Annotated in this window: 11 protein-coding genes; 5 read left to right on the plus strand and 6 right to left on the minus strand. The window is 64.4% G+C overall.

Annotated features, from left to right (window positions below):
* The first annotated feature begins 8 nt into the window (after positions 1–8).
* Both Y88_RS10145 and Y88_RS10150 read left to right on the plus strand, forming a co-directional pair.
* Complete coding sequence (locus tag Y88_RS10145) at positions 9–1280, plus strand: chain length determinant protein (RefSeq protein WP_008068854.1); 1272 nt, start codon at positions 9–11, stop codon at positions 1278–1280.
* A 120-nt stretch (positions 1281–1400) separates the two neighbouring features.
* A complete protein-coding gene (locus tag Y88_RS10150; protein ID WP_018075648.1) occupies positions 1401–2126 on the plus strand; it encodes a CpsD/CapB family tyrosine-protein kinase in 726 nt (241 codons plus the stop codon).
* A gap of 52 nt (positions 2127–2178) precedes the next feature.
* Here Y88_RS10150 and Y88_RS10155 read toward each other — a convergent pair whose 3' ends face one another.
* The 4 genes from Y88_RS10155 to Y88_RS10170 form a co-directional block, all read right to left on the minus strand.
* Positions 2179–3096: a glycosyltransferase gene (locus tag Y88_RS10155; RefSeq protein WP_008068857.1), complete on the minus strand. Its 918-nt coding sequence runs from the start codon at positions 3094–3096 to the stop codon at positions 2179–2181.
* A complete protein-coding gene (locus Y88_RS10160; protein WP_232281018.1) occupies positions 3096–3986 on the minus strand; it encodes a glycosyltransferase family 2 protein in 891 nt (296 codons plus the stop codon). Before Y88_RS10160 ends, Y88_RS10155 begins: the two co-directional genes overlap by 1 nt.
* A gap of 118 nt (positions 3987–4104) precedes the next feature.
* A complete protein-coding gene (locus tag Y88_RS10165) occupies positions 4105–5457 on the minus strand; it encodes an ATP-binding protein (protein WP_232281019.1) in 1353 nt (450 codons plus the stop codon).
* 194 nt (positions 5458–5651) lie between these two features.
* The gene (locus tag Y88_RS10170; protein ID WP_008068860.1) at positions 5652–6899 is read right to left on the minus strand and encodes a GumC family protein; all 1248 of its coding nucleotides are present in this window, start codon (positions 6897–6899) and stop codon (positions 5652–5654) included.
* 225 nt (positions 6900–7124) lie between these two features.
* On the opposite strand from Y88_RS10170, the gene Y88_RS10175 reads away from it, so the two are divergent.
* Complete coding sequence (locus Y88_RS10175) at positions 7125–8717, plus strand: O-antigen ligase family protein (RefSeq protein ID WP_008068862.1); 1593 nt, start codon at positions 7125–7127, stop codon at positions 8715–8717.
* 30 nt (positions 8718–8747) lie between these two features.
* Here Y88_RS10175 and Y88_RS10180 read toward each other — a convergent pair whose 3' ends face one another.
* Entirely contained in the window at positions 8748–9575 is an 828-nt protein-coding gene (locus tag Y88_RS10180) for a right-handed parallel beta-helix repeat-containing protein (RefSeq protein ID WP_008068864.1), read from the minus strand.
* Between the two features lie 229 nt (positions 9576–9804).
* On the opposite strand from Y88_RS10180, the gene Y88_RS10185 reads away from it, so the two are divergent.
* The gene (locus Y88_RS10185; protein WP_008068865.1) at positions 9805–10806 is read left to right on the plus strand and encodes a glycosyltransferase family 2 protein; all 1002 of its coding nucleotides are present in this window, start codon (positions 9805–9807) and stop codon (positions 10804–10806) included.
* On the opposite strand, the gene Y88_RS10190 is transcribed toward Y88_RS10185, so the two are convergent.
* A complete protein-coding gene (locus Y88_RS10190) occupies positions 10807–11925 on the minus strand; it encodes a glycoside hydrolase family 5 protein (RefSeq protein ID WP_232281020.1) in 1119 nt (372 codons plus the stop codon).
* A 212-nt stretch (positions 11926–12137) separates the two neighbouring features.
* Between Y88_RS10190 and Y88_RS10195 the strand changes: the two genes are divergently transcribed.
* A complete protein-coding gene (locus Y88_RS10195; RefSeq protein WP_008068870.1) occupies positions 12138–13175 on the plus strand; it encodes a glycosyltransferase family 2 protein in 1038 nt (345 codons plus the stop codon).
* Positions 13176–13182 lie beyond the last annotated feature (7 nt).

Genomic DNA, 13182 nt, shown 5'->3' on the forward strand with positions numbered 1-13182 from the left:
AGTACACGATGAGTTTTGTCCAGATCATCCGAATCCTGCTCGCCCGGCGCAAGCTGCTGGGCTGGACCGTCCTCGGATGCTTCCTGTGCGGCCTTGCCGCGATCGCGCTGATCCCCACGAAGTACGAAGCCACGTCCCGGGTCCTGCTCGACCTCGTCAAGCCCGACCCGGTGACGCAGCAGGTACTCTCGACCAATTTCGCGCGCGCCTACATCACCACCCAGTCCGACGTGATCACCGACTATCGCGTGATCGGCCGCGTCGTCGACGCGCTCGGCTGGACCAACAACCCGAGCAAGATCGCCGATTACAACGACAGCGACGCCAAGGGCACTGTCGACATCCGCCGCTGGCTGGCCGAACAGATCATCAAGAACACCGACGCCAAGCCGCTCGTCGACAGCAACATCATGGAAATCAGCTATCGCGCCCGGACACCGGACGAAGCGCGCCGGATCGCCGATCTCATCCGTGATGCCTATGTCGAGGAAACGATCGCATTCCGTCGCGAAGGCGCCACGCGCAATGCCGAATGGTTCCGCCAGCAGGCCCGCAAGATCGCCGACGAGCTGACCAGCGTCGAGCAGCAGAAGTCCGCTTTCGAAAAGCAAAGCGGCGTCGTTCTGCAAAGCGACTACAGCGACCCGGATTCCGAACGGCTCAAGGCGCTGGCCAGCCAGCTGCCGACGCCCTCGGCCTATGTCGCCCCGCCCGCGGCAAGCCCGTCGAGCATCCAGTTGGCCCAGGTCGACGCCCAGATCGCGACCCTGTCCAACACGCTCGGCCCCAATCACCCCCAGATCGTCGCCCTGCGCCAGCAGCGCGAGGCTCTCGCCAAGTCGGCGACCGAGGAACGGACCGCTGCCCTTGCCGCTGCCCGCGCCAATGCCGGAGGCGGCCCCCCGATCGCCAGCCAGGTTGCGACGCAGCAGGCCCGCGTCCTGGCACAGCGGGACAAGATCGACCAACTGCGCAAGATCCAGGCCCGCGTCGATGTCCTGCGCGACCAGTACAACAAGACAATGCAGCGTGCGGGCGAATTGGGACTGGAGGCCGCCTCGCGCGAGAGCGGCCTCACCGTACTGGGCAATGCCGTCGCGCCCGACACGCCGGTCGCCCCCAAGGTTCTGCTGATCCTTGCCGGATCGATCGGGGGCGGCATCGTTCTCGGCCTGATCCTGGCGGTCGGCGCGGAACTGACCCGGCGTCGCGTGCGCAGCGTCGAGGATCTTGCGACGCTGGGGGTTCCGGTCATCGGGCGCCTGATGAGTGAAGCCTGACGTATCGCCTCCCCTGACGTATCGGCCCAAAGTCATCAGGCCCGTTGCGGGGCGCAATCGGGATCGGCATTGTCGATACCGGCGACCGTCGCAACGCGGCAATTGGAGATACCTAGCGTGATGAGTGAGAACGACACCGCCGACGGGACTGCAACGACGGCGCCGTTTGCCGACGAGGCCGTCCAGCCTTCCGGCGAAAAGCCGATCACGTTCAAGATTTCCGACAAGGTCGTCGTCGCGTCCGATCCGTCCAGCCCGGAAGCCGAAGCGATCGCGGCACTGCGCACGCACTTGCTGTCCCATCACGTCGATCGCGGACGGCGCGGCCTTGCGGTATGTTCGCCCAGCGGCGGCAGCGGAACGACGTTCGTTTCGGTGAACCTTGCGGTGTCGCTGGCCCGGGCCGGGATCAAGACGCTGCTGATCGATGCCAACTTGCGCGAACCGTCGCTGCACCGGATGATCGTCCCTTCGCGTGACATGCCCTCGCTCAAGGACGCGCTGATCGATTCCGACACCGAATACGGATCGGTGATCCAGGAAAACGTCCTGCCCAATCTCTCGCTGATCTATTCCGGCGGCAAAAGTTCCCATGCCCAGGAACTGCTTTCCGGAGCGCGGTTCAAGACGCTGCTCGACTTGTGCATGCGTGAATTCGGCGTGACCATCGTCGATACCCCGGCCAGCAACACCAATGCCGACGGTCGCCGCATCGCCTCGGTGGTTCGCCACGCAATCATCGTCGCGCGCAAGGACTGGACCTATGTCGCCGACGTCAACACCCTGATCGACGAACTGCGGTCGGACAAGGTCAACGTGGTCGGCACCGTCTACAACGAATACTGATCCCGGCGCGGGCCTCGCTCGGAAATTCCGAGCGAGGCACCGGCAAATCTCTTCATTGCATCCAGGGCGGCATTCCACGCATGTTGCGGACCCCGGCAAGCCAGCCCGACAGGCCATAGCCGAACTGGCGCCAGGCCCCGCGACGCGCATAGCGCATGAACAGCAGGCCAAGCGACGCTAGCGCCGCCACCGGCAAAGTCACCGGACGGGTATCGCGCGCGACATTGAGCTTGTTTCGCTCATCCAGATAGATCGGCATGCGCGGACGGGCATTGTGCGCCTTGCCCGATCCGGTCGTGCCGCCCTGATCGTGGCGAATGAGCGCATCGGGCGCAAAACCGAGCTTCAGCCCCGCCTTCACCGCGCGCAGACCCCATTCGACTTCCTCGCAATAGAGGAAATAGTCCTCGCGCATCAGACCAACCCGATAGACCAGACCACGCCCGACCAGCATGCAGGCGCCGAGCAGGTAATTCGTCTGCCGCTCGACCTCGGCCACATCGGGGCGATCCTCGAGCCGGGCGCCGCTTCCGATCGACACACACCGGGCAAGCCAGGGCCGCCAATGACCGCCATAGGCCTGCACGCGCCCCGACGGATTGTAGAGCAAGCCGCCGACAGCCGCACAATCGCCGCGTTGCAGACGCGCGACCAGCGCCGCCAGGGCTCCCGCTTCGGGAATCGTGTCGGGATTGATGATCCACCAGGCATCCGCGTCCGGCCTGCTGCGCATGCAGACATTGACGCCCCCGGCATAACCCACGTTGCCGCCGGCATCGATCACCGTCACCGGTTGGCCGCCGGGCAAGGCTTCGGGCAATCGCGCCCTGAGCGCGCGAAACGCCTCTGCCCCACCGTTCTCGCAAATCACGACTTCGAAATCGGTATATGTCGAAGCACCCATCGCGCCGAGACAGCCGACGATTTCCTCCGCATTGCGAAATGCCACGATGGCCATGACGACGTGCATCAGCTTCCCCCGCGAAAGAGCAATTTGAACGAATCCACCACGCGCCACAGGCGCAGGCGCACCAGCGTGAGCATGGCCCGCACCCGATTGGCGAGCCCGCCGATCGCCCGACTGCGCAGGACACGCGGCGCATGGCCCACGATCGACAGGGGCAGCGCCAGCGTACGCAAGGCCCAGCGCACACGAGCGCCCGTCCCGCTCGCGTTCAGCGCATAAGTCTCGGCATTGATCCGGCTCCACTTGCGGACCAGTTCCTTCCAGTTCCGTCGAGCCGGATGGCCGACGACCGCCCGTTCGGCATAGCCGATGCGGTATCCGGCGGAAGTGGCCCGGCGACACCATTCCAGATCTTCGGAAACGCCGTTCCGGAACCCTCCGACCCGGTCGAACAGGGTGCGCGGGCAGAACAGGTTCGCCGTGACGGTAAAGCCCAGTTCCTCGACGTAACGCCGGTTGTTGAACGCGAAAATGCGCTCGAACGCTTCGGCGCCGGTCATGCGCCTTTCATCCCGGACAAGGACGACCATGGCGCCGCCGACGAAATCGGCGGTCTGCAACGCGGCCACTCCGGCGGCCAGCCAGCCCGGTTCGGGCACGCAATCGCTGTCGGTGAACGCCAGGATCGTCCCGCGCGCGACCGCGACACCGGCATTGCGGGTCGGCCCGGCCCCCTTGTCGGTGGCAATGGTCAGGCGCGCACGTCCCGCCAACACGCGTTCCACCGCATCCGATCCGCAAGGCGAGGCATTGTCGGCCACCACGATCTCGAAAGGCGGCGCCCCGACCTGAGCCTCGAGCGCGGAGAGGCAATGCCCCAGCCGTTCGAGATCCTCGTAATGGGGAACGATCACGCTGACGAGGGGTGGGGGTGGGGCTGAGCCTTCCGTCACGCACCGGCCTCATGGCGCTTACGCAGCCCGAACGAAACCCGCATCTTCCAACGCCCCCTGTCCGCAGCATCCCATCCGGGCCGCCCGCGATCGCCCTGCGCCCAACCGGATCACCCGATCAGGCCGTCGTCGTTCCGCCCCCTGCGAAACCGGTGGATTCCACCCGCTCACGGGCAACCAGCATCCAGATATAGGTCGGTAGCCCTTCCTCGGAGAACTGGTAACGCCCCTCCACGCCGTCCTCCGACGGAATGATCAGGCCACTGTCGAGCCCGGCCAGATCATCGATCGCATGGCGGCATTCCTCGACGCCCTCCATCTCCTGCCCCCGGTTGACGGTATCGAGACGCCCGCCGTGAAGCATGGCGATGCGCGCGAGCCGAACCAGCGCGGCGCCCTTGTTCTGCGCAAACACCCGATCGACCTTTTCGGTCGTGCGTTCCGACATGCGTTGCGAGATTTCCTCGACCGCGACATGGACCCCGCGAGCGATATCCTCGCTCTCGATCGTCCGGCTGCCCCGATCGATCGCAGCAAGGCCCGATAGCTGGCCCAGCAGGCTGGCAAGATAAGGCGACCCGCAGGAAAAGCTCGAGATCAGCCCGACCGCGGCGTCGGTAAATTCGATCCCGCTCATTTCCTCGCCGATCGCCAGCAGTTCGCGGATCTCGCCGCCGTCGAGCACCGGCACATGCAGGCCCAGCACATTGCGCCGGATCGAAGGGATATGGTCGACAAGCTCGGACAGGTTGCTGGCAACTCCCGCGATGACGAGCTGGACCCGCACCGACCGGTCGGAAAGGTTCTTGATCAGTTCGGCGATCGACCGGCGGAACACACCCCGGGGGCTGCGATCGAACTCGTCGAGGATGATGAGGACGCGCGTGCCCGAAAGGCGCGCAAAGACATCGCCGATGTCGTCAGCCGAAAGCGACCCGGCCGGCAGGAGGCTCGCCAGCGACTTGCCCTCGTCGAGATCGAGCGTCGCCGGGTCATAGTCGGCATGGTAAAGCAGCGGAATGGTCGACGCGACCCCGCGCATGAGATCGGAAAAGTCGCTTCCCTCGCCGCACGACTTGTAGCGCACGATGTACTGCGCATCATGCGCCAGTTCTGCCAGCACGCGCAGCAACGAAGTCTTGCCGATGCCGCGCTCGCCATAGAGCACCACGTGCAGACGCTGGTCCTCGAGCGAGCGGATCAGCGAATTGATAAGCTCCCGCCGCCCGGCCATGTGGCGAATGTCGGCAACCGGCTGTGCGGGCGTGAAGGCGTCGCGCAACTTGACCCGCGCCATCTGGTCCGGCCCGCCCCGCATCCCGCGCAGTTCGTCGGTCGCCGAACTCTGGAAACGAGGGAACAGCGATTTGCGATCCTTGGCCTTTGCCGGCGCGGGAGCGGCGATCTGCGAATACGACGGCGCTTCCTCGTGTTCGTTCTTGCGGGAAGTAAACTTGTCAAACCAACCCACGCGGATCTCCATCTCTTCCGGAGAAATTCAAAGTCACGAAATCGCCGATTCCATCAGACAGGCAAGATGAACGCCGAACGAATGCATGCAGCAACCTGCCTCGTCCATGTTGGCGCACCGCCGCTTCCTTTCCAACCCGTTCATACCGCAAAAACGCGTATAAAGCGGGCATACTCCAAAACCATGCCACCCGATTACCGCGAACCAATCGCGACAAGCGTTGCCGCCTCGCATTGGGCAAGATCGCCCGGCCCACGCACACGGCGGTTCAGGAATTCGTAGATGAGAGCGACCTGGCACCCCAACACAAGGCCCAGCACCGTCGCGACAGCAAGCACGAGCCCGACCTTGGGCCCGACGGGATCGGGAAAGACGACGGCCGCCCCGGACTTGGACACCGAACCGGTCGCGGAATTGACCTGCTGGGCCGTGGTGACCATGCGCGTCGCAAGCCCGTGAATGACATCGTCGAGCGAGAATTCACGCAGGACCAGCATCCGCCCCTCGGACAATACCCCGCGCTGGGCCAGCAGTTTCTCGACCTGCATCGTCATGACCGAAGTCGAAGTCGCGACCGGCATGGCAAGGCTGGGCTGGGTATTGGCGGGCTGTTGCTGCAGAGCGTTGCGCTGCTGCACCAGCGACTGGACCACCGGGTTGTTCGGGCCATAGACCGTCTGGGCCATCGCGATCTGAGCATCGATCCGGGCGAGCTGCACCGACTGCCCCTGCGGCTGCGCCCCGGCCCGGCTCTGGTTCATCCGCGCCAGCGACCGGTCGTCCATTCTGGCAACCTTGCGCAAGAGATCGTTGAACTCGTCCGCCCCGTCGTCGGCCAGCACGACATTGTATCGCTTTTCAAAGGCGGTTCGCTCGGCCGCAGCCTCCATGCGTTCCTGAAGCAGGTGGTCAAGCTGGCTGCGCATGACGACAAGCGCCCGCTCGGCATCCTCGCGATGCATCCGGACGGACAGGTCGATATAGGCATCGCGGACGGTCGAGGCGATCTTCGCCGCTTCGTCGGGCGAGCTGCCGTATCCCACGATGTCCATGAGGTTCGAATTCGAATCGGGATCGGCATCGACGAAGACGGTCCTGTCGATCACCCGGATCATCTGGTTCCGCAGCTTGGCAGCCGCCGCATCGCGCGGATTGGGATCTTCGGCGGGAAGATATTGCAGACGCTTGGCCGCTTCGATCAGGACGGCGGGGTCCTTGATGAGATTGACCTGGGTCCAGACCACCGAGGAAAACATGCGGGGGTCGATCCTGGCGCCCGTCACCGGGTCAACCGACAGGTCGATGACCACCCGCGCCCGCGCCAGATAAGTCTTCGACTGGGTCGACAACATCGCGACCGCACCGGCCAGAACGCCCAGCATCGTCACGAGCACGATGGCCCGCTGCGCCCGGATCACGAGCAGCCAGTGCCATGCATTCATGCCGCGCGGGCCTCGAGATCGGTTTGCGTGAACATCTTGACAGAACCCCATGCCAAGCGGTGTGTACCAGCAGCATGACGCCCGAGGAAACGAATTCGTGGACACAGTCCCGCCTCGGGACAGCATTCATCGCGCCCTTGTCGCGGTCGATGCAGTTACGACTTGGCACATACCCGGTCGCCAAGTAAGCAAGACGGACTCCAACGAACAGGCTTGGGAAGATTTGTGGCAACCGGGCTGGAACAGACAGAACAGGTCGGACACTACAAGATAACTGTTTTTCCCGGCTACCACCGGCCTGCGGGACCGCGCTGGCGGAATCTGGGGCTGCTGGCGCTCCTTTTCGGCTTTGGACTGGCATTCGGCGCCGCGATCGCGTGGCTTCCGACCGAACGGCTCTCGCTGCTGGTGATTCCGGTCGCGGTGCTTGCCGCGCTCACCGTCTGGGTCCTTCCCGAAGGGACCGAGCCGCCGACGCGGCTCATGACCTGGATGTTCACGGCCTATTTCGTCGCGCTGACGCTCTGGCCCTATTACCTGGCGATCTCCCTGCCAGGTTTCCCGCTGATCGAGATCCGCCGCGTCTTCGTCGCGCTCGCCATTCTTGCCATGATGGTGAGCCTTTCGATCTCGCGGTCGTTCCGGCAACGCATGAAGGAAATCATCGGCGCCTCGCCGTGGATCTTCAGGCTGTTCGGCACATTCGTCGTGATCCAGATGCTGTCGCTTCCCCTCGCGCGCAGCTTCCCGGCTGCGACGAGCGCTTTCGTGCGCGACCAGCTCGGCTGGACTGCGGTGCTCTTCATGTCGAGCTATGTGTTCACCCGCCCCGGCGAGATCGGCAAATGGGCCGCGATCCTGCGCGGCATGGCCATCGTCATGGTCTTCATGGGCATTGCCGAATACCATAACAAGGCGATCCTGTGGGCCAACCACATCCCCTCGTTCCTTCAGGTCGGCGACCCCGGGGTGCAGCGGATTCTCTCGCCCGTTTTCCGCAGCAACGTCTATCGCATCAACGGCACGTTCCCCGTCTCGCTCAGCCTTGCCGAATGGCTGGCGCTGACGATGCCGTTCTTTCTCTATTACATCTTCTTCGGCCGGCGGATGGCGATCCGGATCTTCTGCGTGATCGGCGACGCGCTCGTCTTTCTCGCGATCATCCTGACGCAGGCGCGCATCGGCCTCATCGGAACGCTCGTCGCCCATTCGGTCTTCGTCGCGGTCTGGGCCATGCGCGCACGCCGCCTGCAGCGCGGATCGGTGCTGCCCACGATCGCCCTTGCCGCCTATCCGGTCCTGCTGGTCAGCCTGATCGGGGCGGTCATGACCGTGCCCGCGCTGCGCGTCCGGGTTCTGGGCGGGGGCGCACAGGCCGCCAGCACGCAAGGGCGCATCGAACAGTTCCACATGGCCGTGCCGATGATCATGCGCCGCCCGGTGCTCGGCTATGGCGTCGGACAGGCCCCGCTTCAGCTCGGATGGGCCGACCCCTCGGGCCAGATTTCGATCGACAGCTACATCCTGACCTTGCTGCTCGATTACGGCGTCCCCGGCTTTGCCGTCTATGTCAGCCTGATGGGCGTGGCGATCACCCAGGGGTTCCGCCTGAGCATGAAAGGGGACGAGGATTCGGAAAACGGCTATGCCGGGGCCGCCGCGATCTGCCTGTGCATCTGGCTCGCCTGCCAGAACGCGTTGTCGCAGGAAGACAACGCCTCGTTCATCTTCATGATCGTCGGGATGATCGCCGCGATTTCGTGGCGAGACCGTCATCCTCGCCCGGCACCGGCCACCCCGGCACAGATCGAAAGCTGATCGCCCCTGGACCGGGCACTTGCCCGGGCGTTATCGCGGATCGGCGCCGTCGTGATTGCGTTCGACCCGGCACCGCGTGCAATCGACGACATGGACCCATGTCCGCCACCGCGCGCCCGGCAGGGTTTCGGCGGTATTGCCGGTGATCTCGCAATCGCGGCAGGCATTGATGGCAACGCCATGGGAATACGTGCTCGCCGCATGATTGTCGCGAATGACGATCCGGTCGAACCCTCCGTCGTCGACCCCGTTGGTCACATGGTTGAACCCGCTGAACCCCTGCATCGGCCCGTGCGAGCGATTGTGTTCGATGGTCACGTCCTGCGTGATCCCGAACTTGGGATTGGACCACATCTGGACGCAGTCGGGATGCTGCTGCTGCCCCTCGGTCTGGAAATCGGAGCACGAACTGTCCTTGACCAGGACCCGTTGTGACGAGGCGATGTCGATGCCATCGACCAGAACCCGCACGATCTGGGTGCGCAAGACTTTGACGTCGGTCGAACGATCGACATAGATCCCGGCCCGCGCACTGGTCACGGTCGCGCCGTCCACAGTGACGCCGTGGCTCCACCGCACCATGATCGCATAGCCGTTGTTGGGCCGCGTCGTGTCGGCGACATAAGTGCCGCCATGGACCGCGACGCCGCCCGAGCGGACGACATTGAGCGTCAGCTTCGCCCCGTCGGCATTGAGGTCGATCGGCCTTGCCCAATTGCGATTGTCGATCGTCACCACGCCATAATCGCCCGGCGCCAACCGAATCGAGGCGCCCGGAGGCGCCGAAGCGATGACCGAAGCGATCGTCGCCGGCGTCGCTGCAAGACTGGCAGCACTGGCGAGCAAGGCTAATATCATGGTGCGTCCCCAACAAAGGCAAGGCCGGAACTCATGTTCCATGCAACCGGCAGAACCGTAACCGATTATAAAGGCGAAAGGGACATGGATAAAATGAACCGGCCATGAAATTGCGTACACAAACGGCACACCATCCCTCTGCCTTGCCGGACATCCCGCTTCCTTTCACGCGGGCCATGAGTTACCAAATTCGGCAGGGGCACATAATCCAGTTCAAGTGGGGACTTGCATGGATGAGGATCTGGTTGCGGTAATCATACCGTCCTACAATGCGTCAGCGACGCTCGATGCCACATTGCGCAGCGTTCTGGCCCAAACCCACACCAACATGGAAATTCTCGTCGTCGATGATGGTTCGACCGACGACAGCCCGGCCATCGTCGAGCATTTCGCGGCACAGGATCCCCGCGTCCGGCTCATCCGCCAGAAAAACGCCGGCGTCGCCGCCGCCCGCAATACCGGGTGGCACGAAGCGCGAGCCGATTACCTCGCGTTCGTCGATGCCGACGACACCTGGACCCGGGACAAGCTCGAACGCCAACTCGCCATTCTCAAGGCGGGCGCCCCGCGCATGGGGCTGGTCTATTCCTGGTACGTGCTGATCGACGGCAACGACCGTGTCGAATGGATCGGGCCGGGTCCGAAATTCCATGGGCAGGTGCTCGATGCGCTGATCCGGGAAAATTTCATCGGCAACGGCAGCTCGGTGCTGGTGACGCGGGCGGCGGTCGAGGCGGCCAACGGTTTCGAACCCGCCTTGCGGGCCGCCAATGCGCAAGGGTGCGAGGACATCCTGTTCTATTGCCGGGTCGCGGCCCATTTCGAATTCGGCGTCGTCGAGGATTACCAGATCGGCTATCGCCAGTTGCCGGTCACCATGTCCACCAATCTGCCGCGCATGTTGCGTTCCTGGCTGATCGTCCTGAAGGAACTGCGCAGCCGTCATCCGGACAAGATGCCCGCGATCCGAACCGGACTGGCGATCTATGGCCGCTGGGTCGTGCGCAGGGCCGTGCACAAGCGCAAGTTCGGCACCGTCGTCAAACTCGCCGCGCTTGTCGCGCCCCACGCGCCGATGCTCGCGCTCAAACTGCTGTTCCATGTCGCGCCGGAAGCCTGGTGGGAAATGGTCCGCTGGCGCTTCATCAAGTTCCTGCCGGACGCCGAAGCCTCTTCAGCCCCGCCACCGGTCTACCCATATGAAGTGGGCGCCGTTTTCGCGACGGGCTGATCAGCCGGGCGAGCGGGCATCGTGCTCTTGCCGATCGAGCGGCCGGGCCAGTGCATCGGGAAACCCGGGAAGCCAGTGTCCCTTGCCATCGACGATCGGGAACGTGTTGCGATAGGCCCATGCACAGCTCGCGATCCCGATCGAGGCAAAGGCGCGACTGACGGTCGCATAATAATGCGCGCGCTCGTCCTCCGGCACAGTCTCCATCGCGCCGAATTCGCCGACGAACGGAACGCGTCCGGTCCGCGTGACATAGGCCTGCACGGCGACAAGATCGTCGGCAAGCCGCCGGTAATCTGCCGCCCCGTTCCAATGCGCGCCCATTTTGGGCGTCGGATGGATGAACGTCGCCCCCTGATGGGTGAAGGTCATCGGATCGTAATAGTGGAATGTCGGAACGACGAAGGGATCGTCGGGCAATTCCAGATCGACGAGCGAAGGCAGCGAGCTGGTCTCCCCGCCCCCCAGGATGACCGGCCTTTCGGGGTTTTCCTCGCGCACGGCGGCAAGCGCGGGTTTCCAGAGATCAGGCAGCGTCGCATTGGTCAGGCGCTCCCTCGGCTCATTCAGCAATTCGAACCACACCGAGGGCGGCGCCGAGGCAAAGGCCGTCCCGATCTGGCGCCACATCGCCACGAAACGATCCCGCTGCCCGACCGGATCAGTCATGACCTCGTCGTCGTGATGCAGGTCGACGATCACGTTGAGGCCCGAGGCCGTAGCCCTATCGGCCAGATGGCGCACCCGGCCAAGGAAAGCCGGGTCGATCCGATAGGGAGCCTCTTTCCCGGCATGGCCGGAAAAGCGAACCGGCAAGCGGACCGTGGCAAAACCGCCGCGCCGTATCCGGTCGAAATCGCGATCGTCGATCCGCTTGCCCCAGTCCCCCTCGTTGGGCGCCTCGAGCGTATTGCCGAGATTGACGCAGCGCCCCACCGGCAGCGAGAGCCCCGTTCGCGCGGATCGTTCCGGTGCAGGATCATAGGTCGGCGTCGCAACGACTTCCTCGAGCGCCCCGGCCCGTGCCATCCCTGCGGACAAGGCCATCCCCGCAGACAGGGCAACGGCCCCGACCATGGCAAAGCCCCCCGCCCGGACCGTCCGACACCTGCTCGTCATTGCGCAATCACCTCTGTTCCGACTGTCATTTTCACGGTAGCACAAGTCTTGCGGCATAGGCGCAGCGCCATCTTGTACGGACCTGCAATCAACGCATTGCAGGTCGTTTCGGTCAATCGGCGCGCGGCCTTATACCGATCGCAAGTTGGCCGATCGCGAGCAGGCCAATCGCAAGCAGGCCGATCGCAAGCAGGCAGGGGACGTCATCGGGAATGACTGCAATCGTCTCGGTAATCATTCCCGCTTTCAACGCCGCGCCCACGATCGCCCGCACGATCGCCTCGGCACAACGGCAAACGGTCTCCGACATCGAGATCCTTGTGATCGACGACGGTTCGACCGACGCGACGCGCTCGCTGGCAGAGCAAGCCGCGCGCGAGGATTCGCGGATCAAGGTGTTGTCCCAGGCCAATGCCGGGGTCTGTGCCGCCCGCAATCGCGCGCTGGCCGAAGCGAGCAGCGCCTTCATGGCCCCGCTCGATGCCGACGACATCTGGCACGCGGAAAAGCTCGAACGCCAGCTTTCCGCGATCCGGGCCGCTCCCGCCGGCACCGGGCTCGTCTACAACTGGTATCGGCGGATCGACGACAATGATCGTGTCGTCCCGGTATCCCCTTCGCCCCGGATTTCCGGCCAGGTGCTGCATCGCCATCTCGAATGGAATTTCATTTCCAACGGCAGCAATATCCTTGTCCCTGCCGAGCTTGCGCGGTCGGTCGGCTATGCCCAGCCGATCCCGGGCGCCGGACAACAGGGGGCAGAGGACTACCTCTTCCAGCTGCGGCTCGCCCGCACGCATCGTTTCGCTTGCGTCCCGGCCTGGCTGACCGGTTACCGCCTGAGCCGGGGCGGCCTTTCGACCGGTGTCGAGCGAATGTTGCGGGCCCATCTGGCAATGTATGCGATCATGCGCCACGAACTCGCCACGGAATATCCCAGCGCCCTGCCGGTCATTGCCCGACGCCGGGCCGAACTGTTGGTCGAACTGGCCCGCAACCGCCTGCGCCGTGGCAAAGTGCTACCCGCGATCGGCCATCTGGGAGCGGCCTTCGCCAGCTCTCCCCGCGCCGCGATCGAGGCCGTGCTGCGCGAGTTCTCCGCGCTGCGCAGCCGCATGACGGAGCCGCACAACGAACAGGCGCGCCCATTTCACGACTATGCTCCCGACGAACCGGACGGCGCATGGCGGACCCGCCGCTCCGACCGCCTGCTCAGCTGGCTCGAAAGCCTCGACAGCACCGGAACTTAGCCGCCGC

This window comes from Novosphingobium nitrogenifigens DSM 19370 (genome assembly GCF_000192575.1).
Classification (GTDB): Bacteria; Pseudomonadota; Alphaproteobacteria; order Sphingomonadales; family Sphingomonadaceae; genus Novosphingobium; species Novosphingobium nitrogenifigens.

Bases quoted from the DNA above. Each gene is read 5' to 3' on its own strand.
- Y88_RS10145 (WP_008068854.1), top strand. From the start codon at position 9: ATGAGTTTTGTCCAGATCATCCGAATCCTGCTCGCCCGGCGCAAGCTG.
- Y88_RS10155 (WP_008068857.1), bottom strand. From the start codon at position 3,096: ATGCACGTCGTCATGGCCATCGTGGCATTTCGCAATGCGGAGGAAATC.
- Y88_RS10195 (WP_008068870.1), top strand. From the start codon at position 12,138: ATGACTGCAATCGTCTCGGTAATCATTCCCGCTTTCAACGCCGCGCCC.
- Y88_RS10180 (WP_008068864.1), bottom strand. From the start codon at position 9,575: ATGATATTAGCCTTGCTCGCCAGTGCTGCCAGTCTTGCAGCGACGCCG.
- Y88_RS10190 (WP_232281020.1), bottom strand. From the start codon at position 11,925: ATGACGAGCAGGTGTCGGACGGTCCGGGCGGGGGGCTTTGCCATGGTC.
- Y88_RS10185 (WP_008068865.1), top strand. From the start codon at position 9,805: ATGGATGAGGATCTGGTTGCGGTAATCATACCGTCCTACAATGCGTCA.
- Y88_RS10170 (WP_008068860.1), bottom strand. From the start codon at position 6,899: ATGAATGCATGGCACTGGCTGCTCGTGATCCGGGCGCAGCGGGCCATC.
- Y88_RS10150 (WP_018075648.1), top strand. From the start codon at position 1,401: ATGAGTGAGAACGACACCGCCGACGGGACTGCAACGACGGCGCCGTTT.